At 63.3% G+C, this 24,961-nt stretch carries 27 protein-coding genes; 20 read left to right on the top strand and 7 right to left on the bottom strand.

Going from position 1 to position 24,961, the window contains the following annotated elements:
- Nucleotides 1-11 precede the first annotated feature (11 nt).
- The gene (gene araD / locus AC1DMA_RS04805; RefSeq protein WP_478143433.1) at nucleotides 12-1,775 is read left to right on the top strand and encodes an L-arabinonate dehydratase; all 1,764 of its coding nucleotides are present in this window, start codon (nucleotides 12-14) and stop codon (nucleotides 1,773-1,775) included.
- 48 nt (nucleotides 1,776-1,823) lie between these two features.
- On the opposite strand, the gene AC1DMA_RS04800 is transcribed toward araD, so the two are convergent.
- The gene (locus AC1DMA_RS04800) at nucleotides 1,824-2,993 is read right to left on the bottom strand and encodes a mandelate racemase/muconate lactonizing enzyme family protein (RefSeq protein ID WP_478143432.1); all 1,170 of its coding nucleotides are present in this window, start codon (nucleotides 2,991-2,993) and stop codon (nucleotides 1,824-1,826) included.
- A gap of 132 nt (nucleotides 2,994-3,125) precedes the next feature.
- On the opposite strand from AC1DMA_RS04800, the gene AC1DMA_RS04795 reads away from it, so the two are divergent.
- From AC1DMA_RS04795 to AC1DMA_RS04765, 7 genes are all read left to right on the top strand, one after another.
- Nucleotides 3,126-3,740 carry a hypothetical protein gene (locus tag AC1DMA_RS04795; protein WP_478143431.1) on the top strand — a complete coding sequence of 205 codons (615 nt, stop codon included), beginning with the start codon at nucleotides 3,126-3,128 and terminating at the stop codon, nucleotides 3,738-3,740.
- 593 nt (nucleotides 3,741-4,333) lie between these two features.
- The gene (locus tag AC1DMA_RS04790) at nucleotides 4,334-4,981 is read left to right on the top strand and encodes a hypothetical protein (protein WP_478143430.1); all 648 of its coding nucleotides are present in this window, start codon (nucleotides 4,334-4,336) and stop codon (nucleotides 4,979-4,981) included.
- A 90-nt stretch (nucleotides 4,982-5,071) separates the two neighbouring features.
- Nucleotides 5,072-6,886, top strand: a complete 1,815-nt coding sequence (locus AC1DMA_RS04785) for an L-lactate permease (protein ID WP_478127729.1) — start codon at nucleotides 5,072-5,074, stop codon at nucleotides 6,884-6,886.
- 229 nt (nucleotides 6,887-7,115) lie between these two features.
- A complete protein-coding gene (locus tag AC1DMA_RS04780) occupies nucleotides 7,116-7,712 on the top strand; it encodes an OmpA family protein (RefSeq protein WP_478127728.1) in 597 nt (198 codons plus the stop codon).
- Between the two features lie 211 nt (nucleotides 7,713-7,923).
- Entirely contained in the window at nucleotides 7,924-8,403 is a 480-nt protein-coding gene (locus AC1DMA_RS04775) for a T6SS immunity protein Tdi1 domain-containing protein (protein ID WP_478143429.1), read from the top strand.
- Nucleotides 8,404-8,479: 76 nt separating this feature from the next.
- Nucleotides 8,480-8,719, top strand: coding sequence for a hypothetical protein (locus AC1DMA_RS04770; protein ID WP_478143428.1), 240 nt, complete (start codon nucleotides 8,480-8,482; stop codon nucleotides 8,717-8,719).
- Between the two features lie 536 nt (nucleotides 8,720-9,255).
- Nucleotides 9,256-9,387 (top strand): hypothetical protein, encoded by a 132-nt coding sequence (locus tag AC1DMA_RS04765; protein WP_478143427.1) that lies wholly within the window; start codon nucleotides 9,256-9,258, stop codon nucleotides 9,385-9,387.
- An 18-nt stretch (nucleotides 9,388-9,405) separates the two neighbouring features.
- Here the strand turns inward: AC1DMA_RS04765 and AC1DMA_RS04760 are convergent, their stop codons facing one another.
- Both AC1DMA_RS04760 and AC1DMA_RS04755 read right to left on the bottom strand, forming a co-directional pair.
- The gene (locus tag AC1DMA_RS04760) at nucleotides 9,406-9,681 is read right to left on the bottom strand and encodes a hypothetical protein (protein WP_478143426.1); all 276 of its coding nucleotides are present in this window, start codon (nucleotides 9,679-9,681) and stop codon (nucleotides 9,406-9,408) included.
- 119 nt (nucleotides 9,682-9,800) lie between these two features.
- Entirely contained in the window at nucleotides 9,801-10,229 is a 429-nt protein-coding gene (locus AC1DMA_RS04755) for a hypothetical protein (RefSeq protein WP_478143425.1), read from the bottom strand.
- Between the two features lie 177 nt (nucleotides 10,230-10,406).
- On the opposite strand from AC1DMA_RS04755, the gene AC1DMA_RS04750 reads away from it, so the two are divergent.
- Nucleotides 10,407-11,561, top strand: coding sequence for a helix-turn-helix transcriptional regulator (locus tag AC1DMA_RS04750; RefSeq protein ID WP_478143424.1), 1,155 nt, complete (start codon nucleotides 10,407-10,409; stop codon nucleotides 11,559-11,561).
- A 33-nt stretch (nucleotides 11,562-11,594) separates the two neighbouring features.
- Here AC1DMA_RS04750 and AC1DMA_RS04745 read toward each other — a convergent pair whose 3' ends face one another.
- From AC1DMA_RS04745 to AC1DMA_RS04730, 4 genes are all read right to left on the bottom strand, one after another.
- Nucleotides 11,595-12,401 (bottom strand): hypothetical protein, encoded by an 807-nt coding sequence (locus AC1DMA_RS04745; protein ID WP_478143423.1) that lies wholly within the window; start codon nucleotides 12,399-12,401, stop codon nucleotides 11,595-11,597.
- A gap of 131 nt (nucleotides 12,402-12,532) precedes the next feature.
- Complete coding sequence (locus AC1DMA_RS04740) at nucleotides 12,533-12,994, bottom strand: DUF2917 domain-containing protein (RefSeq protein WP_478143422.1); 462 nt, start codon at nucleotides 12,992-12,994, stop codon at nucleotides 12,533-12,535.
- A gap of 85 nt (nucleotides 12,995-13,079) precedes the next feature.
- Nucleotides 13,080-13,280 (bottom strand): hypothetical protein, encoded by a 201-nt coding sequence (locus tag AC1DMA_RS04735; protein ID WP_478127721.1) that lies wholly within the window; start codon nucleotides 13,278-13,280, stop codon nucleotides 13,080-13,082.
- A gap of 664 nt (nucleotides 13,281-13,944) precedes the next feature.
- The gene (locus tag AC1DMA_RS04730; protein WP_478127720.1) at nucleotides 13,945-14,658 is read right to left on the bottom strand and encodes a GntR family transcriptional regulator; all 714 of its coding nucleotides are present in this window, start codon (nucleotides 14,656-14,658) and stop codon (nucleotides 13,945-13,947) included.
- Nucleotides 14,659-14,806: 148 nt separating this feature from the next.
- On the opposite strand from AC1DMA_RS04730, the gene AC1DMA_RS04725 reads away from it, so the two are divergent.
- The 11 genes from AC1DMA_RS04725 to AC1DMA_RS04675 all read left to right on the top strand — a co-directional run bounded on the left by AC1DMA_RS04725 (nucleotide 14,807) and on the right by AC1DMA_RS04675 (nucleotide 24,953).
- A complete protein-coding gene (locus tag AC1DMA_RS04725) occupies nucleotides 14,807-15,655 on the top strand; it encodes an SDR family NAD(P)-dependent oxidoreductase (protein ID WP_478143421.1) in 849 nt (282 codons plus the stop codon).
- A 43-nt stretch (nucleotides 15,656-15,698) separates the two neighbouring features.
- Nucleotides 15,699-16,907, top strand: a complete 1,209-nt coding sequence (locus tag AC1DMA_RS04720; RefSeq protein WP_478127718.1) for an ABC transporter substrate-binding protein — start codon at nucleotides 15,699-15,701, stop codon at nucleotides 16,905-16,907.
- Between the two features lie 51 nt (nucleotides 16,908-16,958).
- On the top strand, nucleotides 16,959-17,861 hold the full coding sequence (locus tag AC1DMA_RS04715) for a branched-chain amino acid ABC transporter permease (RefSeq protein ID WP_478143420.1): 903 nt from the start codon (nucleotides 16,959-16,961) through the stop codon (nucleotides 17,859-17,861).
- A 5-nt stretch (nucleotides 17,862-17,866) separates the two neighbouring features.
- Nucleotides 17,867-18,814: a branched-chain amino acid ABC transporter permease gene (locus AC1DMA_RS04710; RefSeq protein WP_478143419.1), complete on the top strand. Its 948-nt coding sequence runs from the start codon at nucleotides 17,867-17,869 to the stop codon at nucleotides 18,812-18,814.
- A complete protein-coding gene (locus AC1DMA_RS04705) occupies nucleotides 18,811-19,578 on the top strand; it encodes an ABC transporter ATP-binding protein (protein WP_478143418.1) in 768 nt (255 codons plus the stop codon). Before AC1DMA_RS04710 ends, AC1DMA_RS04705 begins: the two co-directional genes overlap by 4 nt.
- Nucleotides 19,571-20,302 (top strand): ABC transporter ATP-binding protein, encoded by a 732-nt coding sequence (locus AC1DMA_RS04700; RefSeq protein WP_478127714.1) that lies wholly within the window; start codon nucleotides 19,571-19,573, stop codon nucleotides 20,300-20,302. Before AC1DMA_RS04705 ends, AC1DMA_RS04700 begins: the two co-directional genes overlap by 8 nt.
- Nucleotides 20,303-20,335: 33 nt before the next feature.
- On the top strand, nucleotides 20,336-21,088 hold the full coding sequence (locus tag AC1DMA_RS04695; protein ID WP_478143417.1) for an SDR family NAD(P)-dependent oxidoreductase: 753 nt from the start codon (nucleotides 20,336-20,338) through the stop codon (nucleotides 21,086-21,088).
- A 16-nt stretch (nucleotides 21,089-21,104) separates the two neighbouring features.
- Nucleotides 21,105-21,842 (top strand): SDR family NAD(P)-dependent oxidoreductase, encoded by a 738-nt coding sequence (locus AC1DMA_RS04690; RefSeq protein ID WP_478127712.1) that lies wholly within the window; start codon nucleotides 21,105-21,107, stop codon nucleotides 21,840-21,842.
- Nucleotides 21,839-23,536, top strand: coding sequence for an FAD-dependent oxidoreductase (locus tag AC1DMA_RS04685; RefSeq protein WP_478127711.1), 1,698 nt, complete (start codon nucleotides 21,839-21,841; stop codon nucleotides 23,534-23,536). The genes AC1DMA_RS04690 and AC1DMA_RS04685 overlap by 4 nt, the downstream gene beginning before the upstream one ends.
- A gap of 28 nt (nucleotides 23,537-23,564) precedes the next feature.
- Nucleotides 23,565-24,173, top strand: a complete 609-nt coding sequence (locus tag AC1DMA_RS04680; RefSeq protein ID WP_478143416.1) for a glutathione S-transferase family protein — start codon at nucleotides 23,565-23,567, stop codon at nucleotides 24,171-24,173.
- A gap of 150 nt (nucleotides 24,174-24,323) precedes the next feature.
- Nucleotides 24,324-24,953, top strand: coding sequence for an arsenate reductase/protein-tyrosine-phosphatase family protein (locus tag AC1DMA_RS04675; RefSeq protein ID WP_478143415.1), 630 nt, complete (start codon nucleotides 24,324-24,326; stop codon nucleotides 24,951-24,953).
- The last annotated feature ends 8 nt before the right edge of the window (nucleotides 24,954-24,961 follow it).

Genomic DNA, 24,961 nt, shown 5'->3' with positions numbered 1-24,961 from the left:
GAACACAACGCATGTCGACCGAAGCCACCCGCGCGAAGACCCTCCAGGACCTGCGCAGCCAACGCTGGTTCGCGAGCGACGATATTCGCGGATTCGCACACCGCCAGCGCATGCAGCAGCAAGGGCTCGCGCGCGAGGAGTTCATGGGGCGGCCGGTCATCGGCATCATCAACACCTGGAGCGAACTCTCGCCATGCCATGCGCACTTGCGCGAGCGTGCCGAGGCCGTCAAGCGCGGCGTGTTGCAGGCCGGCGGCTATCCGCTCGAGCTGCCGGCCTTGAGCCTGGGCGAAGTGATGGTCAAGCCGACCACGATGATCTATCGCAACCTGCTTGCCATCGAGTGCGAAGAGCTGCTGCGCAGCTTGCCGATCGATGGCGCGGTGCTCATGGGCGGCTGCGACAAGACCACGCCGGGGCTCATCATGGGTGCGCTGTCGATGGATATCCCCGCCATTTTCCTGCCCGCCGGGCCGATGATGAACGACCGCTACAAGGGCCAGGCGGTGGGTGCGGGCACCCATACCAAGAAGTTCTGGGCTGAATACACCATCGGCAACGTTGGCAAGGAAGAGTGGGTGAACCTGGAAGCGCGCATGACGCGCACGCCGGGCACCTGCAACACCATGGGCACGGCCAGCACCATGACCGCCATCGCCGAAGCCTTGGGCCTGACCTTGCCGGGTGCAATGAGCATCCCGGCCGTCGATTCGGAGCACAGCCGCATGTCGTGGCGTTGCGGAGAGCGCATCGTCGCCATGGTATGGGAAGACCTCAAGCCTTCGCGCATCGTGAGCAAGGCTTCGTTCCTCAATGCAGTGGCGGCCTACATGGCACTCGGCGGGTCGACCAACGCCGCGGTGCATCTGCCGGCGATGGCGGGGCGCGCGGGCATCCACCTGGGCATCGACGAACTAGACGCCATCGCGCGGCGCGTTCCGGTCATTGCCAACCTCTATCCGTCGGGCGAAAAGCTGATGGAAGACTTTCATTACGCAGGCGGTCTGCCCGCGGTGCTCAACAAGATCGCGGCGCATCTCGATCTTTCGGCGCGCACCGTCACCGGCCGCACGCTCGGGGAAGACATCGCCGGTTGGCCTTCGAACGACGATGGAACCATCCTCGATCCGGCAATGCCCCTCAAGCAGGGCACGCCCGAGTGCCCCGAAGCCGGCATCACACTTGCCGTGCTTCGTGGCAACCTGTGCCCCGATGGCGCGGTCATCAAGCCTTCTGCCGCGACGCCCGAGTTGCTGCGGCACACGGGTCGCGCGCTGGTGTTCGACTCCAACGCCGAGATGCTGGCGGCGATGGCCGACGAGAACATCGACGCCGATGCGTCGACCGTGCTCGTGCTGCGCAATGGCGGTCCGGTGGGCGGCCCAGGCATGCCCGAGTGGGGCAACCTGCCGATCCCGAAGAAGCTGCTTCGCGAAGGCGTGCGCGACATGGTGCGAATCTCGGATTCGCGCATGAGCGGTACGCACTACGGCACTTGCGTGCTGCATGTGTCGCCCGAGTCCGCGATCGGCGGGCCGCTGGCTTTGCTGAAGACCGGCGACATGGTGCGTCTGGACATCGGTGCCCGCAGCCTCGACATGCTGGTGTCCGATGAAGAATTGGCCGAGCGGCGCATGCAATGGAAGCCGCCCGCGCCAGCCTATGTGCGCGGCTACACGAAGATCTTCCAGCACGAGGTGACGCAGGCGCACCTGGGTTGCGACTTCCTGAGTCTCGAAGGCAACGCACCGACGCCGGAGCCTCCGATCTATTGATGGCCCGGCAGCCGTCCCATTCTCAAACCCGACTCAAACCCGACGACCCTACAAACCGACGAGCGGCAGTTCGACCAAGAAGCCCCTGCATGCCCCGAGGTCCGGCACGACGCCCAGCCCGGGTTCGTTCGACAGTTGCACCCAGCCGTCGTTGACCGTGAAGTTGGGGACCGCGAGCAGTTCCCGCAGCGGGTTCGGATTCGAATCGACTTCGACATAGCCTGGCCCGCCGACAGCAGTCTTCAGATGCATCGACGCGACAAGCCCGATGCCGCCGCCCAGCCAGTGCGGGCAGTACCACTTCTCGGCAGCGAGAGTGAGCCTCGCCACTTCGAGGCAGCCGCTGAAGCCGCCCCATTTGCCCAGATCGGGCTGGATGATCGCCATGCCTTCGGCCGCGATGAATTCGCGGAACTGCGCGAAGCCGGCGAGGTTCTCGCCGCCCGCCAGGGTGAGCGACTGGCGCTCGGCCAGCTCTTTCCAGCGATGGGCGGGCTGGTCGGCACGCAGCGGCTCTTCGAGCCACAGCAGGTCGAAATCTTCCATGCGCTCGCCGGCCTTGCACGCTTCGTCGAAATCCCACGCCTGATTGGCATCGACCATCAGCGTCGCATCGTCGCCCAGCGCGTCCCGCAGCGTGCGCAGGTTGGCGAGATCGCGCTCGGCGCCAAATCCGACCTTGAGCTTGAATGCCCGATAGCCTTCTTCGCGCTTCTGCAGAGCGAGCAATTCGGGATCGGTGGGATTGAGGCCGGAGGCATAGACCTGCACCGGCTGGGGCTCGACGCCGCCGAGCACCTGCCACAGCGGTCTGCCCCTGCGGCGTGCGTAGAGGTCCCACAGCGCGGTGTCGACGCCCGCGACGATCTGGTTGAGCGTGCCGTGTTCGCCGGTCTGCAATGCCAGTACGGCGAAGCGGCGCGTCAGTTCGTCGAAGCATTCGCGCGGATGCGACCACGCGCGGCCCATCACTGCCGGGCGGCAATACGCGAGCGCCATGCGCGCCCGATGCTCCGCGCCCACGGTCGGAAAGTTGCACCAGATCTCACCCCAGCCCTCGGCGCCCTCGGTGTCGGTCAGGCGCACCAGCACCGCGGGACGATCGCGCATCACTCCAAAAGAGGTCTGCACCGGCGGGTCGGCTGGTGCCCGGAACACGAAAACGTCGAAACGCTCGATGGTGAAGGTGGAGGTGCTGTCCGCTGCGGTCGAAGTCATGTGCGGATTGTCTCTCGCAGTACAACTGCCCGCCATTGGCAGTGACGCTAAGCCATCACGCCGGCCCCGCCTGTCGTGCGACACAGTAGTTCCATGTAACGCGTGAAGCCTGCTGCTCGCAGGATGACCAGCTTGGCCCGTTGTTACCTCGACGCATGTTCTGGTATCGGCCACGCGCAACCGAAACTGCCGCGCGGCGGGGGAGGGCTTGAAAGGCCGTCCCCCCGGCAGGCAACCAGGAGTGCAGCGCCGCAGGCGCGCAGAGGCGTCAGCAACGGAGCCCGAGGGGCCGAGACGCGCAGCGGCTCGGTGCGCAGCGTGCAAATCGCCGAATGTAAGGAGGAAGCCTTTCGGCGAGCCTTCACCTGCTCCGCAGCGGCAAAACAAAAAAAGGTCGTCTACCTCTTTCGGTCCGCGAAGAAGGTAAACCGGTTGGTCAAGGAGAGCGACATTCTCTACATTGGTCAAACGGGTACAACTTTCCAGCGTCGTTATGAACAGTGGGCTGGGAAGCACGCCACCATCAAACGCAACGCCCACGCGATCGAACTGTATGGACCCATTCGCCTCTCCGTTTGTAATGACTACTCAGTCTTCGGAAAAACGTTGCTCGAGGCAGAAAATCAACTGCTCTGGTGGTACTACGAAAACCATTTTGAATATCCGCCGTTTAACTACACAAGGGCAAAAGATCCGAAGAAGAAACTCTCTGCCGAGCTCACCGCTCCGGCCGCGTTTGTTCCGTAGGACGTTTCATGCGCGACCCCGCTCGAATCCCTGAAATGCTCGAATTGCTTGGCGAGCTCTGGAAACGCTTTCCGGATCAGCGTCTTGGGCAGCTTGTTTCCAACGCGGCTCGGACTCAATATCCCGCCATCGATGATGTCGGTCGCAGACAGAGAGGGCGGCTCGTTTGAACGCTTGTTCGCACTGCTGATGGCAGAGCGACTCGACATCGACGAGCCATTTGCACCTCGGGTCGGCGGGCAGAATGCGCCAGAACCGGTCATTGAACCGCGCCGTCCAGTTGAGGACCGGCAACCGAAGTTCGCAGCTTGGCCGCCACGCAACTCCGCGTAGGTAGCGCCCGGCCGGGCATGCTTCCCTTTCAATCTGCAGGCCATGATCGCCGGAATTGCGAATCGGAAAATGCACCACTGACGTGATGGGAGAGGGCCGCCGGCTGGCGCCGTCAGTCACTGGTCAGCTTCGAACCGGCGCCGTCGGAACACGCGCGCGACGAATTGATGGCGTGCAGAAAAAAGTAGCATTTTGATAGATTGCCTATCTATACTGAAAGTCTCGCCCCTCTGGACAATCAGAACAATTCGAGGCCCAGCGTGTCATCCGTCGACCTCCCTTTCGAGGAGCAGTTGTTGGTGTTCACGGCGTGCCTGGCACAGCGGGGTCTTTCGGCGGCGCTCGAACTTCTGAACGATCGAACGCAGTTCCGGTACACGGCCATGCATGCGATCGTCAATCGCAGGCTGCGTCCCGTCTGCGTGTTTGATCGTGTCAGGGAAAACCGTGCCTATTTGCGAAGTGCCTATGTCCTTGAAGCCATTGGCGTGCTTGCGGCTGTCCACGGCGAATTCATCACGGTGGATTGCCGCAAGGACGGTCGCCTGAGGGCGCTCGACGGGCCCATCGTGGCGTACTGTGGATTGGTCGTGGGCTTGTTGGCCGGGAGTACGCGGGCTAGTTTTTATCGAGGGAGCGGTAGCACTACTTGGAGGACCCTGGCGATGACCAACTCTGCAGTGCATCGGTTCGAGTACGACGGCTGGAATGTCTTGGTTGAGCTCAACGGTTCGACTCTTGACGGGGTCATCTCGGGGCACGCGGATCTTCGGTGGAAGGGCGATCACAAATGCCGGATCGCCCTGAGCGGGGAGCACGAGGACGGTGGGAGCGCAATCGCATCGCTTTCCGGCCGCTCACGCGCTTTCATTGACCTGGCGCACGAAACGCCTCAACGGCGGTTCTGACTTTGTCGATATCTAGGGCCTCGTCGGCGCCTGTTCCGACGTCCGAAGCTCAAACACCTTCACGGAGCGCCTGAGAGAAGAGGGGAAGCCATGTTCCAGCAGACCTATGACCCATTGGGAAATGCGTTCCTTTCCACAGTCGTAGCGGCCGTCCCGATCCTGACGCTGCTCTACTTCATTGCCTTGCACCGCCACCGCGATGCGCAGGGCAATGTGCACCTGGGCATCTCCGCGCCCTACGCGGCATTTTTTGGCGTCATCGCCGCGTTCCTTGTGTCCTGCCTGGTCTTCAGGATGCCGGTCACGTCGGCCGTATCGGCCTTCGCGCTCGGCTCCCTCTCGGGGTTCCTGGGAATCATCTGGATCGTTCTGGCCGCGATGTTCCTGTACACGATGAGCGTCGTTGCCGGCCAATTTGAAATCGTGAAGGAATCGATCGTCCACATCTCGTTCGACCGGCGGCTGCAGTGCGTGCTGATCGCCTTCTCGTTCGGCGCGATCATCGAGGGCACCTCCGGATTTGGGACGCCGGTAGCAATCGCCGGCGCCGTGATGGTGGGCCTGGGCTTCAAGCCGTTCCAGTCCGCCGTGCTGAACCTGCTCGCCAATACCGCGCCGGTCGCATGGGGCGCGATCGGCACGCCGATCATCACGCTGGCGGCCGTGAGTGGCCTCGATCAGCTCACACTGTCCTCGATGGCGGGCCACCAGCTGCCATTCGTCTCGGTCCTGGTGCCCTTCTGGCTGGTCGCGACGTTCGTGAAGATGGAAGGCGGGACCTGGAGGGAAGTCTTCGAAGTCTGGCCGGCGACGTTGTGCGCCGGCGGATCGTTCGCGCTGATGCAGTTCTACGCATCCGGGACCAACGCGCTGCACCTGATGACCGACGTGGTGTCGGGCGTGTTCTCGGTGATCTGCACAGCGCTGTTCCTGCGCTTCGTCTGGCACCCGAAGACGCGCTTCCTGCTCAGATCCGAGCGCGAGGCGCTGGCCCAGGCCGGCAAGAACATCGCGACTGCGACGACGGACAGCACCGAATGGAAATACAAGTACACGGCCGCCGAAACCGCCTATGCGTGGCTGCCGTGGGTGATCCTGATCGCCTGTTGCGCGCTGTGGGGCATACCGGAGTTCAAGACGTTCCTCAATAACCTGTTCTCCGGGATCACATTCACCACGACGCTGCTCGGCTCGACGTTCGGCGGTACCCTGTCGCTGCCCGTCTGGGACATGCCCTCGCTGCACAATCTGGTCCAGCGGATGCCGCCGGTGGCGCCGGTCAACGCGAAACCCGAAGCAGCGCGATTCACGATCAACTGGCTGTCCGCCGCAGGCACGGGCGTTTTCGTGGCGGCACTCCTTTCCGGGCTCGTCCTCAAGCTGAATGCAACCCAGTGGAAGGACGCCTTCCTGCAGACCATGCACCGGATGAAGATCCCGGTGCTGGTCATCGCCCAGGTGCTGGGCCTCGGCTTCTTGACCCGCTACTCAGGCACCGACGCGGTCCTCGGCCTCGCGTTCACCGGCGCCGGATTCTTCTACCCATTCTTCGCCGCGTACCTGGGCTGGCTCGGTGTCTTCCTGACGGGCTCTGACACGGCGTCCAACGCGCTGTTCGGCAGCTTGCAGCGCATCACCGCGCAGCAACTCAACCTCAATCCGATCCTGATCGTGGCCACGAACTCGACCGGCGGCGTGATGGGCAAGATGATCGACGCTCAATCCATCATGGTGGCGTGCGCCGCCTGCTATGACGACCCGAAGGAGCGGTCGTACGCACTGGGCCCGATCTTCCGGACTGTGCTCTGGCATTCGATTGCCGGGGCCGCGGTGATCGGGGTGATCGCCATGTTGCAGGCGTATGTCTTCCCAGGGATGATTCCGATACCGCCTCTCGGCAAATGAGGCATGAAGCGCTGTTGTGCCAAGAAAGACTCAAACACCGCGTCCGAGGCACACCCCGAATGACCGTCATGGCCCTGGCCAGATAAAGTCGGCCAACTGCCTTAGCCGGCCAGGAGCAGACCTTCGTCGTCGGCTCACAACGAAGCCATCGTGAGCGTGTGCGCACTGACCGACCGGCGGTCAACAATCCGCAACCAATCGCGGACCTTCCCATCTACGCTCAGCGCGAATGAAATTAACCTGCCTGCCTAGGTTTCACCGGGATTACGACGTGTCAGCCGAAAGCCGTCCATGCTCGACAAAGTGTGTGCCCATACCGTCGACAACGGGCCGGGCCATGGTGCTCAATGCGCCGCGCCGACAAGGCGGCCGATGGGCCGCAATTGCCATCTTTCTTGCAGCACACCACTTGACGTGCGCATCAATGTCAACCTACGCGGACAGCACACTTCAACTCGATTTCGAACGGCACGCAGTTGCTCTGGATGCTGAGTCTCGAAGCCGACTCGCGGCCGCCGTCGACCTGGCCCGTTCCTGGTGCGGCTTTGAGTTTGCCTTTGTCACCGGTCATGCGGACCCATCCGAAGGAGACTCTTCCCGAGCGCGGCTTGAGCTCTCAGAAGCTCGCGCTGCTTATGTGCGGCAGCTACTGCGCCAACTTGGGGTTCCAGAAGGTCGCGCTGTTAGCGAGGCCAAGGGGGCGACTCAACCATATTTCCCGTGGGCAGGACGCGTGGAGGTCTATCTCAAGGCGGAAGGCCCTGACCGCAAAGACCGTTACCGAAATGGCAAGGACGAGTGCCGCGATGGCTGGTCACGGAGTTGAGCGTGCGCAGCTATCCGTGGCCCATCCGCAGCGCGTTGCCTGTCGCAGAATGCTTTGTAGTTCAAGCGAGGCCCGCATTGCCACTGCCTTCTGACGGCCAGGAGCGGACCTAGCGCGTGCCTGTCCAGTTGAACGCTGAAAGCCTTGCCTCCCTCGACAACGGACCGGGTACATTTGCCCGCAAGCAGTCATTTGACAGGATACGTTTCGCATGTCGGTCGCTTGGTCTTCGCTCACCTTTGCTCCTCCGCCTGAGGCTCTCCAAGAACTCGGTGCGTCGTGGGGCTGGCTCCTTCGCGAGCCGTTCACGCCAGTGCTCTTCTCGTCGCTCGGCGACGTGTTCATCGAGCCGGATTCGGGTGGCGTCTGGTGGCTGAACACCGGTACAGCCGAGCTGACGCGGGTCGCCGACTCAGTCGCGCATTTCGAAAGCCTTCTAGGCTCGGAACTGGCAGACGAATGGTTCCTGCCGAACCTGGTCGGGAACCTTCACGCCGCCGGCAAGGTGCCCGGACCAGGCGAGTGCTACACGTTCGTCACCTTGCCAATCTTCCGCGAAGGAAAGTACGAGGTCGAGAACCTTAACCCTGTCCCGGCGCGCGAACACTACTGTCTGACCGGTTCGATGCACAAGCAGCTGCGCGACCTTCCGGACGGCGCACAGGTGCAAGTCAAGGTGACCACGCCGTGACAACCAGAGTGACCCGGCGGTCGGCAGGATGCGGCCACAACCGGACCCCCGTAGCCAACAAGAAAGGGCGAGAGACATGACGGACAAGAGACGCGCGAGGCCGTTCCCTCGGAAGAAATCGTGGCTGTCACTCGTCATCGCCAGCATCTCTTTGTGGCTAGTTCTGGTCGGTTCGATTTGGCTCTATACGTCCGGCGCTGTGCCGAGGTCACCCATCAGCTGGATGGCAATGCTGCTTCTTTTCCCCTTTGCGGTGTGGGTTAGCAACCGCGACCTCTTCGGCACCGCGAAAGACAAAACCAAGCTCGATGACTGACCGCTTTGGAGCAGGGGCGTACAGCCGGTATGGGCCCATTGCGGGCTTACAGCGGACGTCGAACCTGACCGGAAGCCGTCGTTGAATGTCAGATCCCAACGGCCAAAAACTTTGAAAAAGCGGGCCGCACAACTTTGAAAGGGGCGCTCACAACCTGTTGATTTTCCTGGGTAACCAAGTGCGACAACCTTGGAGGACTCAATGAGTTCGTTCAAAGTTAGGCCGGATTTCCATCAAATTTAAGGCCTAACTTTGACGACGGCGCGCGCAAGTTGTTGATTCGGCTCCACCGAGTTCCTCGAGCATGGCCCCGAAGTCACCAAAAAGAGCAGGGCGGGCAGGGCAGAGCAGGGCGCCTCGGTCAGGCACGGGGCAGCACTGATCACTCGCTAGACCACAATGGGCAGACAGCCGCCTCCGGCCCAGGACCGGCCATTCCAGGATGAAGCCCAAATGTTCACTTGAATAGGCACTTCAAAGTAGCGATGGCTTTGAGGTTCAAAGCATCGACCGGCTAGCGCGAAGGCTCGCAGGTTGTGAAGGTCTACGTCGAACACGAAGGCGACGGGATGATGGCGATCGAGAAGGAGGCTTTCAGCCGCTGGGACAGACGAGTCCCGGTTGTTGCCAGAAAAATGCTGAGCTTGGTCCAGCCCGCGGCCCGCTGATTTCTTCATGCGCGGCGACTAGCCCTTGTCCGCTGAGCACTTGTCGAGAGTGATCGTCGTGAAGCCGCTTGGCAAGGCGTTGAAGTCGACGACCTTGGCGGTCACATGGCGTCCAGTCCGAAATTCCTCGTCGCGGCATCCGAAGCTGATCTCATGCGCCTCGTCGACGTAGTAGCCGGCGGTCGTACCGAACCGCCTGAGATCGAGCACCACCCGGTGTCCGAGCAGGTCGGCCAGCTGATCCGGCTCGTAAGTGATCGAGTGGACCGTATCCATCACGTTGTCGTAGGTCATCGGGTCCTCATTCGGCAGCGAGCACGCTGCGATTCCCGTTGTCAACACCGACACCAGAAGTGCCCTGGGCGGAAGCGCCGCCAAGCGCTTAGACAGCGGGATGCGGCGCAGGGGCGCGATCATTCCCCAAAAGCACAGATCCGGTGCCAACGAACGACGCGCTGCCCGCAGTATTGCGCGATAACGCGCGCAGCCAACTCCGCCTCGCCGGAGTTGTCCCACCGCCGATCGACCCAAACCATGGCCTCGTAGAGGTCATCCGAGTTGCCAGTCAGGTCGTACCTGTCCAGCAAGGCGCCGGCGAGTTTGCGGTTGGAGCGCTCGTCTCCGCTCGCCGCTTCGTTGCGCAGGGAATGGAATCTCGAGGGGTCTGCGGGAGTGGATGCGGCGGTCCCTCTCGCCGGCGCAGGCTTCATTGCCGCCTGGACATGCCCGGCGGGACTGTTCCAGATGAACGCCAGAAGAATGCAGGCGATCAGCGTCACGTAAAAGCGCACGGACGCTGTCTTTGCGCCTGCGTACAGCCATCGGACAGTGCGGTCGAACATCGGTGACACCTTCCTTCGGGACAATCCGGTGCGCGAGACTAGGCGTTTGCCCTCGACGCGGCGTCATCTGAAGAGATGATGAAAGGGCTTGCCATCTCTGGCGGACATTGCCTTGTGCTGATACCGTCCAGGCTCTTTCACACGATAAAGCGGCCTTCTCATGGACAGGAATTCGAAGTGATCGGCCTGGAGGGCATCCCCGCTCAACAACTTTCCGACCTGATCGGCGCGATCTACGACTGCGCGCTTGACCCTGAGCGCTGGCCGGCCACCTGCCGAAGCATCGCGGACCTCTGCGCAAGCACGGCGGGCGGAATCTGCGTTCATGATCTAAAGCAGGTGCAGAACGACCAGTTGTTCGTGTTCGGATACCAGCCTGAATTCCTGGAGAAGCTGGGCAGCCAGTTCTCTGAAAGCCCGATGGCGGTCGCAGACATCGTCTCGAATGTCGGCGATGTCAGCGCCCTCTCGACCGAGTCCCAACAATTGCTTGAAAGCCGGTTCTATCGCGACGTGCTGGAGCCGTTCGGACTGGTGGACATGATCTGGTTTCCGGCGCTGCGAACCGGCGGCCGCATGGCCTCCCTGCATGCCTCGCGTAGCGAGAAGGGGCCGCACTACCAGCAGCATGACGTGCGGCTGTTCAAGCTTCTATCTCCGCATGTGTGCCGGGCGCTCGCGATCTCCGATGTGCTCGACATCCGAGCCCTGAGGTCGGAGATGCTCGAGAAGACACTGGACGGACTTGCCACCGGTGTCTTCCTCACAGCCCGTGATGGTCACGTCGTCTACATGAATGCTGCAGCCGAACGTCACGTCAGGGCCGGCCATTCGATTCGCCTCGTCCACAACCGGCTTTTTGCCGTCGACCCCGCAGCCCGGGCGGCACTCGCGAGGAACATCGACGCAGCGACGCGCGACGACGCCGGGCCACCCTGGAGCGAACACTCCGTGGCAATTCCGGATGGTGTCGGAGGCGGCTACGTTGCGACCTTGCTGCCGATCGAGAACGGTCAGCGCGGCGGCATCCTTGCACCCTTCGCCGCCTCGGTCGCCGTGTTCATGCAGGACCCCGTCCAGGTATCACTCATGCCGGGCGAGGCCTTTGCCAGGCTGCACGGGCTGACCGGCGGCGAGCTGCGCGTGTTGCTGGCGCTTTCGCAAGGGCTGGGCGGGATCGAGTCGGCAGAGATGCTTGGCATCAGCGAGCCGACCATTCGCACCCACCTGCAGCGCATCTTCTCCAAGACCGGAACGTCAAAGCAGGCCGAGCTGCTGAGTCTCCTGCATCGCTCGACGCCACCAATTCGAGCGGACACCCAGGTGCATTGAAGCAGGCGATGCACCGATTCGTCCGGCGGCGCATCAAGGCGGTGGCGCGTCGATATTGAATAGCCAGGTGTCCAGGAGTGCTGTGCCGTCGTTGGGGTTCACATGTAGCGCCCGGCCTTTTCCGGTCCGCGGATTGAGCGTGTAGACCCACAGCACCGATCTGCTTCTTGCCGTCGCGAACACCGATTCGCCGTCCAACGCAGCCAACTCGAGTTGGCTGCCGAGGCCTGAGCAGCTCACGCCTACACCGGCAGCGAATCCGCAGTCGGGCTGCTCGCGGCCGCCGAGCAGCATCAGCGTCGTCGCGGGCTGCTCGGCCGACCAGCGAGTCACTTGATCGAGCCGGCCTCGTATGCAGACCTGGTCGGCGCCATTCATGACGCCAGCGAGCCCTTGACGCGGAAACTCATATTTCCGCACCAGCACGATGCCCTTTTTCGTCGATGGGTTGACCATCAGCACGAGCCAGGCCGCATCCGCGTAGTTGCGCTTCAGACTCGCATACAGCCGTTGCCGAGCCTGGGCGACGAATTGCTCCTCACCGCCGGAATCGATGACGCCGTTGGCAACCGCCTGTTCGGCGAACGTCCCGGCGTCGAGCGAGACCTCAACCATCCGCTCGAGCTCCTTCCGGACACGCGACGCGCCTGCGCTGCGCGTCGCGATCCCGTTGGAGGATCTGTCCTCGTTGGCAATCTCGTTCGCATAGAGAAAGCGGGCGTAGCCGGCTTCCGAGCTTTCCTTGACGACCTGCTTGAGCGGGCGGCACTCGCCATCGGCTCGGGCCGGACCGACAATCACGACGCCGGCCAGCAACAGGGCTGCCCCCAACCAGTTCATGTCTCGCTCCGCGCCGCACGCCTCGTTTCAGTCCCCGAACGGCGTTGGCCCCGGGTCGGACGCGGCGAACGCAATGCAGACAAACATCCCGCGCGAGTTGCGCTGATTGACTTCATGGCGATCTCCCAGAGCTACAGTCGAACGGGTTGTGGCCGGTGCTCGCGCTGCCCGACTTCACCGCGTTGGCCTTGATGGCGGCCGCGGTGGTTTGCATTCATGGGTGCGAAGAGCCGGCGCAGGCGCTCAATCAGCTTCGGCTCGATGGCGACCGACGGCTCAAGCATCACCAGCGTCAACGGAGTGTATTGGCATGCGTTCACCAGCGTCCGGCCGCTGCGAGTGATGCAGAACGACTCGCCGGCGCTCAGACTGACGTCTTCGCCGCCACCATCTTGAGTGACCCACACCAGTCCGCGCATGACCCGCAGATTCATGCCGCGCACGTTGTCGAGGCAGATCATTCCTCCACGCGGCACCGTGATGTTCGGCGGTTCCGTGCAGTCGATGAGATCCAGGTTGGCAAGCATGGTCGATTCCTTCGTGGCGGACAGGTGGTTCAGCGAGACTTGCCATCGGACGGTGCGCTCTTCCATAGGGGCTCCTCGCGCAGACTGAGCTGCTGCATGAGATTAGGTGTGTCGCGTGGCCGACGCGTCATCGGAAGCGATGACGCGTCAGTCAATGTCCGCTTGGGATCTCGCGACCGGCCATCACGGCAAGACGCGCGACCGACGGGAGTTGGCCGGGACTGCCTGTTCGCCAAACTCGCCGATAGCAGGCCTTGGCCAACCGGGCGATCACGCCGAAGGTCGCCTCCCAGGCACGGCCGACGAACTGGTGCTCGCGGTCCAGAAGCCGTCGTTCAAGACGAGCACTCAACCGGTATTCACGGCTTGAGAAGCGGAAGTCGCCTTCAGCGCAACGCCCAGCGCCATCTCCGCGGCCTGACACATGGCCTCGGGGTCATTGAGGACCAAGCGCGGACGTGTCTCGGCCAGGCCCTCGTGCGCATCGCCATTGCGAAGGGTCCAGTTTCGGGCCTTCGTGACGGGCACCAGTGTCAGTGTGGACGGCGGCTATTCGGCCTGATCATCGTGGCAGTCCGAACTTCTTCGAACCGGTGCTTGAACTTGCAGCCGTCAATTCCTGGGGCACGTTCGTGAAGTCGGCCAAATGTGTGGAGGTCGACACGAGCAACGACGCAGTCGCTACGTTGATTCCGACGAGGCCTTGGGCTCCGCAGTCGTTGCCGCACTCGCGGTGTCAGCGTAGGAGGTTCGGGGCGCTGTCTTGGGCATTGCGTCGTGTGGCACAGTTCGGCGATGTGCGGTCGTTGAAGGCGAGGCGCTGAGAGGCAACTTTGAGACTGATCGCGGTTGTTCCGACCTTGTCATCAAATGTCGGCGAGCCCGCGGCCGGACCCGGGTGAACCGAACTGCGTGCCGCGAAGTTCGAAACTTGGAATCGCTCAATCTGCAACTCCTACCTGCCTTTAGGCTGTTGATACCGGAAAGTCTTTGCTCGTGATCGCCGCGGATGATTTTCAAGCTTCACTGCGCCTGGGTGGCTTCGCTCCGGGTGCATCGGCGCCTTGGCTCAGCAATTTCTCATAGTTGCGCCGCAGGATCAGCCCGGCGTAGTAAACATGCTCGCGCATCAACTGCTCGGCACGAACCGAATCACGAGCCATGATCGCCTCAACGATGCGATGGTGATCAACATGAGAACGCAGGATGATCGCATGGTCATCCCAGAGAATGATCCGATCCGAGGCGAACGGAATGTTTTGCGCTTGCTCTGCGAAGCGGGTGACCCAAGGATTGCCGGCCGCCTCAACTAACGTATCGTGGATGGTCACATTCATTTGTTGATAGGGCTCATGGTCTTCCGGACGAAGTTCGCCGCACGCCAAGATGCGATCGCCGTCCGCCAGAGCGCTGAGTAATCGCTTCGATTGCTCATCGTTCAAGCCGTGACTGGCTGCGTTGCGGCAGGCTAGACCCTCCAGTACGGCTCGAACGTCGTACGCGGCCGCGATCTCCTCCATGTCGAAGCCCCGAACCTGATAGCCGCGCTTAGGTTGGTGGTCGATCAAACCTTCGCCGGTCAACGTGCTTAGTGCACTCCGTACCGGCGTTCGCGACACACCCAACTTCTCCGCCAATGGAATTTCTTCCAGGCGCTCTCCTGCGTGCATCTGTCCCTGAAGGATCCAGTTGCGAAGAGTTTCAGTCACGTCTTGCGCCAACGTTCTCATGTTCGTGTCTCCTGTGCCGTGTAGCAAGTATACATAGCGGACCTAAAATGACCAGTATCAGGGTATTCACCAAGTCTTTTTGCCATTCATGTATACATACTCGCTGCTCACGAGATAGCGGTCCATTTCAAGAAAGGCAGAGTGTGCAATGGCAAAGGCGCATCAAGAGGCAGGTGGTAGCTGGCTGGGTTTGACAAATCAGGTCTGCGTTGTCACGGGCGCCGGCGGCGGCATCGGCTCGGAACTGGCGTTGCAACTCCTGGGCGCAGGCGCCCGCGTGGCGTTGCTTGACCGGGATGCGCATCGACTAGCGGAGTTGGCCGCTGGCTTGGTCGAATACACAGGCCGGGTCCTGACGATCACCTGCGATGTGACCCGTGCAGAAAATGTGCAGGCCGCTGCAACGCAGGTCGAGCGAGCTTGGGGGGCAGCCGCGCTGCTGGTCAACAACGCGGCTTCTCTGTACGCCGACGCGCTGATGGACATTGCGGTCGACAAGTGGAACCTGCTGCTCTCGGTCAACCTCACGGGCTACCTGGTGTGCGCGCAGGCCTTCGGCCGTCAGATGATCGCCGCTGGCGGCGGCTCGATGGTTCACATCGCCTCGATCTCCGCCACCATTCCCCAGCCTTACAGCGGCGCCTACAGCGTGAGCAAGGCAGGCGTGAAGATGCTGTCGCAACTGCTGGCTGTGGAGTTGGGCGAGCACGGCGTGCGCAGCAACGTCGTCAGCCCCGCCATGATCCGCACGCCGATGAGCGAAGGCATCTACCAAGACCCAGCTGTGCGCCGCCGCCGCGAACAGATCGTGCCAGCGGGCCGCATCAGCACGCCGTCGGACATCGTGGGTGCCATCCTGTTCCTGGCCAGCGATCGTGCCAGCTATATCAGCGGCCAGGAAATCCTCGTCGACGGCGGCCTGACACAAGCCTGGCTCAGCCTTATCCCTCGTCCCGGCTTCGAGAAGAGCGACGCGGCTGCCCAGCCAGTGTCCTGAACCGTTCCCCCCGTACCCACCCGCAATTCAAAAGGAGACTCCCTTGAAACCCGTCAAGTCCTTTCTCGTGGCCGTTACGGCCGCTCTGTCTACTCTATGCGCGCACGCGCAGAGCGATCCCGGTCTGACCGACAAAACTATCAAGCTCGGCTTGTTTGGCCCGCTGTCGGGCAACTCGATGGCCTACGGCTTCGACGTGATGAACGCGGCGAAGATGTACTACGACAAGATCAACAAGGAAGGCGGCATCCACGGACGCAAGATCGAGTTGGTGGTCGAAGACGACCGCTGCAACGCCAACGATCTTCTTGCTGCGGTGAAGAAGCTCACCGAGCAGGACAAGGTGTTCGCCCTCAACGGAGGCTCGTGCTCGGCCGCCGTGGTCGGCGCGCGTGAATACGTCGAGCGCTCGCAAATTCCGCTGGTGATGCTCAACGCCTCGGGCGACGGCGCGCTCTACCCGCCGTCCAAGTACATCTACGGGGCGTTCTCCATCTCGCAGCGCGCAGTCGGCGGCTCGATGGTGCAGTTCGCGGCCGAACACCTCAAGGCTAAGAAGATCGGCTACATCAACCACGACGATGCCTACGGCGGCTGGAACCTCGAAGCGGCCGAGTTTCAGGCTAAGAAGCTCGGCGTGGACCTGCAAGTGCAATCGGTGGCACCGAATCTGACCGACGTCACCGCACCAATGCTCAAGATCCGCGCGGCCAACCCCGACGTGCTTTTGATCACGACCTACGCCCGTCCTGTGAGTTTGCTGGTCAAGAAGGCTCAGGAGTTGGGCTGGAACAAGCCGATCGTCATCGCCGTCAACGGCACGGCCGACTTGAAGCAACTGGTCGAGAACGTGGGCAGCAAGGATGCATTCAAGAATGTGTACCTGCAGGAAGTCATGGCCGACGTGGCGGGGGGCCCCAAGCTCAAGTGGGTGTACGACATGTACAAGAGCTACTACCCCGAACTGGCCGCCAAGCCTGGCTACCCCCAGACCTACATGCCCTACGGCATCCCTTCAGCGATGACCGTGGTCAACGCACTGAAGGCTGCAGGCCCACAGCTCACGCGTGAAAAGTTCCTCACCGCCCTGTCGCAGACCAAGTTTGACTCGACCGTGATGGCAGGCCCGATCGAGCTGACCCCCACAGACCACGCCGGCCAGAAGTCGGCCATCTACTTGAAGTTCGATGGCACCGACATGGCCGCAGTGCCCGGCGCCTACCGCAGCCTCTGGACGTACCAGCCCAAGTAACCAACGAGGACGAGAGGACGGCCCGCGAGAGCGAGCGCTCCCGGCAACGCTATGAACACTAGTGACATCTGGCTGTTTCTGCAGCAGGGCCTTCTTTCGGGGCTGGTGACCGGCAGCGTCTATGCGCTTCTGGCCATCGCCATCGTGGCCATCTTCAAAACCACCGACGTGCCGAATTTCGCGCAGGGCGAGATCTTCATGATCGCCGGCTATGTGGCGTTGTCCCTGCTGCTGATCGCCGGCTGGTCGTACGCCCTGGTGATTCCAGTCACCGTGGTCGCCGTGGCCGTAGGCGCGGCACTCTTTCAGCGCGTGGTGATGGAGCGCGTGACGCACTCCAAGGGCGTCGGGCCGCAGCTCGTGATCGCGACCTTGGGTCTGGCCTATACGCTCAAGGGGCTGGTGCGCCAGACGGGCCTGGGCGACACGCCGCGCTCGCTGCCGTCGCTCGTGTCCAACGACCCCGTGATCATCGGCGACGCCTTCCTCACGCGGCTGGACGTGGCGATCTTCGCCGCGTCGCTCGTCGCGATGGTCCTCATCTACCTGATGTTCAGCCACACGCGCATCGGCAAGGCAATGCGCGCCGTGGGCATGAACCCGCGTGCGGCGCAGATCGTTGGCATCCGCCTGTCGCGCATCCGGATGATGGTGTGGGCCATGGCCGGCGTGATCTCCGCGCTCGCTGCCCTGCTCATCACGCCCAAGATCCTCATCACGCCCGACATAGCGCACATCGCGATCTTGGCCTACGCCGCTGCGATCGTCGGCGGCTTCACGAGCCTGCCCGGCGCCGTGCTGGGGGGGCTGATCATCGGCATCGTGGAGAACCTCGTGGGCCTGTTCATCTCGACCAACGCCATCGTGGTCGCGCCCTTCCTCGCGATCCTCGTCACGCTGATTCTGCGGCCGCAGGGCATCCTGGGCGGCAAGCCTCAAGTCAAGAAAGTATGAAAACCATGACCCGCGACCACTGGGCCCTGGTGGCCGCTGCCGTCCTTTTGCTGATCCTGCCGTTCACGGTGTCGGGCTACGTGCTGTACGTGGTCAACCTGCTGATGGTCTTCGTCGTGCTGGCCTTGGGCATGCACGTGGTGATCGGTGAGTCAGGGCAGTTCGCCCTCGCACACGCTGCCTTCTTCGGCATCGGCATCTACACGGCCGGCATCATTAACACGGCCTGGCACCCGCCCTTCTTCATCTCGATCATTGCGGGGGGCTTCCTGTCGGCGGTGCTGGGCTACCTCATCGGCTACCTCGCACTACGCATGCGCGACATCTACCTGGCCCTGGCCACCTTCGCCTTCGGCGAGGCGATGCAATGGGGCTTCCTGAGCTGGGAAAAGGTCACCGGCGGCTCCAACGGCATGAAGATGGACCCGGCCGAACTCTTTGGCTACAAGCTCACCAACGACTTGCAGGCATACCCCTTCGTGATCGTGCTGACCGGCCTGATGCTGTGGCTCACGGTGGCCCTGGCGCGTTCGCAGTACGGCTCGTCCATGCGGGCCGTGCGCGAGAGCGACGTGGCGGCCATGGCCATGGGCATCAATGTCAAGGCCACGAAGCAAAGTGCCTTCGCGATCTCGGCGGCGTTCGCCGGCATCGCGGGCGGCATGTACACGCTGTTCACGTCCTTCATCCACCCCGAAAGCCTCGGCTTCCAGACCACCATTCTCGTGCTCACGATGGTCGTGGTGGGCGGCATAGGCTCGGTGCGAGGCGCTGTGGCAGGCGCCATCGCCTTCGGCCTCATTTCGGAGTTGCTGCGCCAGCTCATGTCGGTGCAGGAAATCATCTACGGCGTGATCCTCATGGGCTTCATGATGTTCAAGCCGAAGGGACTGTTCGCCGACCGCAACCGCCGAGTGGCGCGCGAAGTGCTGCACAAGGAGATGCAGGCATGAACGATGCACGTCCCTTCCTGGAGGTCTCCGGCATCACAGTGCGCTTCGGCGGACTGGTGGCCGTCAACAGCCTCTCGTTCGAGGTCGCGCGTGGTTCCATCCACGCGCTCATCGGACCCAACGGCGCCGGCAAGTCCACCACCTTCAACTGCATCTCACGCTACTACCAGCCGACCGCCGGCCGCATTGTGGTCGACGGTGAGGACGTGACGCACCATGCGCCCACACGCATGGCCGGCATGGGCATCGCGCGCACCTTCCAGAACCTGGAGCTCTTCGGCGACCTCAGCGTGTACGAGAACGTACTCCTGGGCTGCCATTCGCACAGCGCCAACACGCTGGGTCGCCTGATGCGCCGCCCGAGCGGCGAGATCCGCGATCTGGCCGACAGCCTCATCGAGCGCGTAGGCCTGACCCACGAACGAGAAACTCGTGCCAAGGAGCTCGACTTCGGCCACCAGAAGTTGCTCGAGATCGCCCGCGCCCTGGCCCTCAAGCCGCGCCTGCTGCTGCTCGACGAGCCAGCCGCGGGCCTTCGCAACCGAGACATCGAAAACCTCGATCGTCTGCTGACCGAGTTGGCTGAGAAGGACGGCATCACGGTGTTGCTGGTCGAGCACGTGATGCAGCTGGTGATGTCGATCTCCGACCGCATCACCGTCATGTCCTTCGGCCAGAAGATCGCCGAGGGAACCCCGAAGGAGATCAGTGAGAACCCCATGGTGATTGAAGCCTATCTGGGCAAGGGAGCCGCGCATGCCTGAACAGACGAAAAGCCCCTTGCTCGAAGTGCGCGGCATCAGCGCGTCGTACGGCGCGATCCAGGCGCTGTCGGATGTAAGCCTGTCCGTGCCGGAGGGCGCCATCGTTGCGCTGCTGGGCAGCAACGGCGCGGGCAAGAGCAGCACGCTGAACGCGATCTCGCACCTCATCAACCCCACGGCCGGTGAGGTGCGTTTCGCGGGCGAGACCATCCACCGCCTGCCCTCCGACGAGATCGTTCGCCGCGGCCTGGTACAGGTGCCTGAAGGCCGTGAGGTCTTCAAGGAGATGAGCGTGCGGGAGAACCTGGAACTTGGTGCCTTCCTGCGGCGTGACCGCGCCGCGATGGCCGAAGACCTGGACAAGGTCTACATCATGTTCCCGCGTCTGAAGGAGCGCTCAGAGCAGCGTGCCGCCACACTGTCCGGGGGCGAGCAGCAGATGCTGGCCATCGGCCGCGCGCTGATGTCGCGCCCGCGGCTGATCATGTTCGATGAGCCGTCGATGGGGCTCTCGCCCTTGCTGGTCGAGCAGATTTTCGAGGCGATCCAGCGCCTGAACCGCGAACAGGGTCTGACGATCCTGCTGGTGGAGCAGGACGTACGTCTGGCGCTCACGGTGGCCAGCCACGCCTACATCCTGGAAAACGGCGAACTCACGCTGCAGGGCGCATCGGCCCGACTCATGAACGACCCGGCCGTTCGCCGGGCCTACCTCGGCGTCTAGAAGGCGCCCCATTTCCTAGTCAGGAGTATTCGAATGGATCTGTTGAAGGACAAGCTCGCGCTGGTGACCGGCGCAGGCGGCGGGCTGGGTTCCGCCATCTCGCTGGGTTTCTCGAGAGAAGGCGCACGCGTGGTCGTGGCCGATGTGGATGCGGAGCGCGCCGAAGCCACTGTGGCGAAGATCACCGCCGCAGGCGGCGAGGCCTGGAGCGTTGCGCTGGACGTGTGCGATCGCGCCGCGGTGCAGGCCTGCGCGGCTGAGCTCGAAGGCCGACTGGGACCGATCGACATCCTCATCAACAACGCCGGCATCTCGGGCCGCGCCCGCATCGACGATCCGCAGGCGACCGAGGTCTGGGACCGCCTGATCGAGGTCAACCTGCAGGGCCTGTTCAATGTCACGCACGCTTTCGTGCCGGCGTTGAAGAAGACCCGCGGCTGCATCGTCAACCTGTCGTCGATCGTGGCCTTCGTGAGCGGCATCTCGTCGGCAGGCTATGTGGCATCAAAGGGGGCCGTGCGCTCGCTCACCCAGGTGCTGGCCCGCGACCTCGCGGCCTTCGGGGTGCGTACCAATGCCATCGCGCCCGGCCTGATCTTGACCGAAATGATCGCCCCTCAACTGGCCGTGGCCGGCGGCACCGATTGGTACATGAAGCGCGCACCGATGGCGCGTGGCGGCGAGGTCGAGGAGATCGTCGGGCCCGTGGTCTTTCTCTGCTCGCCCATGGCGAGCTATGTGAATGGTGTCGTGCTGCCGGTCGATGGCGGCTTCCTCTCGGCCTGATTGGAGCTTCGGAAAAATGACCGACAACAGCAAACCGATCGCGCTCGTCACCGGCGGTGCCGGCGGCATGGGCCTGGCCACCGTAGAACGCCTCGCGCGCGACGGCTACGCGGTGGTGATGGTGGACCGCGACGAAGCGCTGGCCACGCGTGAGACCGAACGCCTGAAAGCCCTGGGCCTTGACGTGCAGTGCCGCGTGCTCGACCTCACCGACGAAGTCGCCGTGCGCGGTCTGGTGCAGTCGCTTCCGCCTGTGAGCGCGCTGGTCAACAACGCAGGCATCTTCGACGAACGCAAGTTCATGGATGTCACCAATGCCGACTTTCGGCGCGCCTACGAGGTCAATCTGATCGCCGTAGCAACGCTCACGCAGGAGGTAGCCAAGACGATGCCGGACGGCGGCCGAATCGTGAACATCGCCTCGCGCGCCTACCTTGGCGCGAAGAACCACCCACACTATGTCGCTTCCAAGGCGGCGGTGGTGGGCTACACGCGCGCCAGCGCGATGGAACTTGCGTACCGGGGCATCCTCGTCAACGCCATTGCACCAGGTCTCATCGACACGCCGATCTTGCGCGCGCTGACACCCGAACGCTTGGCGGCGCAGTTGGCGCTGCAGCCCACCGGCAAGGCTGGTCGGCCGCAGGACATTGCCCAGGCAGTTTCCTTCCTCGTGTCGCCGCAGACGGGCTTCATCACCGGGCAGGTGCTCTTTGTTGACGGTGGCAAATCGCTGGGAGGCTCGGGTTCATGACGAGTTCTGCCTGGGACGCCGAGTACGACGTGGTCGTGATCGGCGCAGGTGCCGGGGGCATGGCCGCCGCGCTCACCGCGAAGATCGAGGGCTGCAGCGTTTTGCTGGTTGAAAAGACCGACAAGGTCGGTGGCTCAACCGCTGTATCAGGTGGAGCGGTCTGGGCGCCGCTCAACGCCCAATCGGCCAAAGTTGGTCACCCCGACACCTTCGAGAAGGTGTGGACGTACATGCGCAACACGGTGGGCGACGCCGCCCCGGCCGCGCTGCAGCAGGCCTTCGTGCGCGAGTGCGCCGGTATGGTGGACTACTTCGAGAAGCACACGGCCGTGCGCCTGGTCGCGCGCAGTTTCTCGCCCGATTACTACCCCGACCGCGATGGCGCCGCCATGGGTGGCCGCTCGCTGGACCCCGCGATGTTCGACGGCCGCGAACTCGGCTCGAAGTTCAAGGAACTCCGCGACCCGCTGCCCGAGTTCATGGTGCTCGGCGGCATGATGATCAACATGACGGACGCCAATCACCTGCTGGCGGTCACGCGGTCGTTCACCTCTTGGCGCGAGGGCATGAAGCTTGTGCTGCGTTTTGGTTCCGACCGGCTGCGCGGCTACCACCGCGGCACCCGTCTCGTGCTGGGCAACGCCTTGGCGGCGCGGCTCTTCAAGAGCGTGCTCGACCGCAAGATCGACTATTGGCTCAGCACTCCGCTGCAGAAGCTCGAACTCACCGACGGCGCTGTCAACGGCGTCACGGTGGTGCGCGAGGGCCGACCCACGCGGATCAGGGCACGACATGGCGTCGTCGTCGCGACCGGCGGGTTCCCGTGGGGCGAAGCGCTGCGCGGGACGCACTACCCGAAGCCGAGCGGCCCCTGGTCAATGTCGCCCCAGGACAACCGCGGCGAAGGCATCGCTGTGGCCCGGGATGCCGGCGCCGTGCTCGGTCACGGCCACACCAACCCGGCTTTCTGGGCGCCCGTGTCCGTGCTGCAGCGGGCGGACGGCAGTGTGACCCGCTACCCGCACCTAGTGTGGGACCGCGCCAAGCCAGGCCTGATGGCGGTGAACGGCGCCGCGCAGCGCTTCGTGAACGAATCGACGTCGTATCACGAGTTCGTACGAGCCATGTACCGCTCGCACGAGACCGTGCCGACGGTGCCCGCGTACCTGGTGTGCGATCACGACTTCATGGAGAAGTGGGGAATGGGCTTGGCCCTGCCGGGTGGCCGCCCGCGCGAACACCTGGTGAAGGCTGGCTACCTGCATAAGGGGCAGACGCTGCGTGCACTGGGCGAATCGTTGGGCCTCGACGGTGCGGCGCTCGAGGCAACGGCCGCGCGCTTCAACGCGCTTGCCGAAAAGGGCCGGGACGACGACTTCGGCAAGGGCAGCACCGAGTACAACCGCTACCTCGGCGATGGCGAGCACAAGCCGAATCCCTGCCTAGGGCCGCTGCGCCAAGGGCCGTTCTACGCGGTCAAGGTGGTGGCTGGCGACATCGGCACCGCGATGGGCATCGCCTGCAACGAACACGCCCAGGCGCTCGATGCGGCCGGCCGGCCGATCCCGGGCCTGTACATGGCGGGCAACGACATGCACTCGGTGATGGGCGGCGAATACCCGGCACCCGGCATCACGCTCGGCCCGGCTCTGACTTTCGGCTGGATCGCCGGGCGCCAACTGGCGCATGCATAAGCCAACAAACTATGAATAGGTGAAATTCATGCAACTCTACTTCTCCCCCTTCTCCCCCTACGTGCGCAAGTGCCTGGTCGTGGCACATGAACTGGGCCTTGCCGACCGCGTGCAATTGCTTCCGTCGAACGCCAATCCGGTCGCGCGCGATCAAGACATCATCGCGAAGAACCCGCTGGGAAAGGTGCCGACCTTCATCACCGACGACGGTGCCGTGCTCTATGACAGCCGAGTGATCTGCGAATACCTTGACACGCTTGGCAACGGCGCGCTGTTTCCGCGCAGTGGCGATGCGCGTTGGAACGCGCTCACGCTGCAGGCCCTAGGCGATGGCATCCTTGACGGCGCATTGATCGCCCGCTATGAGGACGTAGCCCGACCTGAGCCTCTACGCTGGCGCGAATGGCGCGCCGCCCAGCTTGACAAGGCCGAGACCTCATTGGCCCACCTGTCGGCCAACCCCACGCTCATCGCGCCGCAACGCGTGGACATCGGTACCCTGACGGTGGCCTGCGCCCTGTGGTACCTGGACCTTCGCTTCGGTGACGTTGGCTGGCGCGATCGCCATCCTGTCGTCGCGAGTTGGTACGCCGAGCACTCGAAGCGGCCCTCCCTGCAAGCAACCTGGTCCCTGTAAGCGGAGATGGGGCGGCCACCGAGAACTTGGCGCGCCAAAGCAGCCGCTGCCTCTCGTTATCGGCCGTCATGCCAACCCAAGAGCGTCGGGGCAGAAATAGTGACGCAGACCGGAGGCTGATTACGAAATGGTGTCGCGAAGGCCGATCCCGTGCGACATCTCGAAGTGGAGGAGGGCTTTGTGGCGAGTGACACGCCAATGCAAGGGGCGGCATGCAGCGCCCTTGCGCTGAGTGCATCGTCGGCTCTACGCTACGTGCTGTCGTGGTCGCACAGGGTTTCAATGATCGCAAAGCGCTTTGAGGTGATATTCGTGTCGCGCCGCAATTCGTTGCGGAGCATCCTGGCGCAAGCGTGCCTCATGCAGCTGGGTGGTGATCGCTTCACGGCGCTGTCCTGCGGCCAGCCGGGCCAGGTGAGCAGAGAGCTGCATCCGGCCGCGCTCGGGGCCCTCGCCAGCGCGGGGATGCCGGTCCCGCCGGTTCACCCTCGCGGTTGGGACGAACTGGCGCGGGCGAGCTCGCACCGGGCCGATTTCGTGATCACGCTCGATGAGGCGACGCTCGCCTATCAGCCGCGCTGGCCGGGGCAGCCGGCCGCCGCCTTGTGGGCATTTCCGGACATTGCGGCGCTGGACAACGCCGAAGAAGCCGCGCACGCGGCCATCCAGATGCTGCACGCCCTGCGCCGACGCCTCGAATTGCTGGTCAGCCTTCCGCTGCATGGCGCCGACGCGGCGGCGATGCGTTCGGACGTGCGCGATCTTGCGCATCTGCAGTAGGAAAAACC

The organism is Variovorax sp. 05N34, from assembly GCF_056397405.1.
The sequence above is the reverse complement of the archived record's forward strand: the minus strand, read 5'-3'. Positions and strand labels throughout refer to the sequence as shown.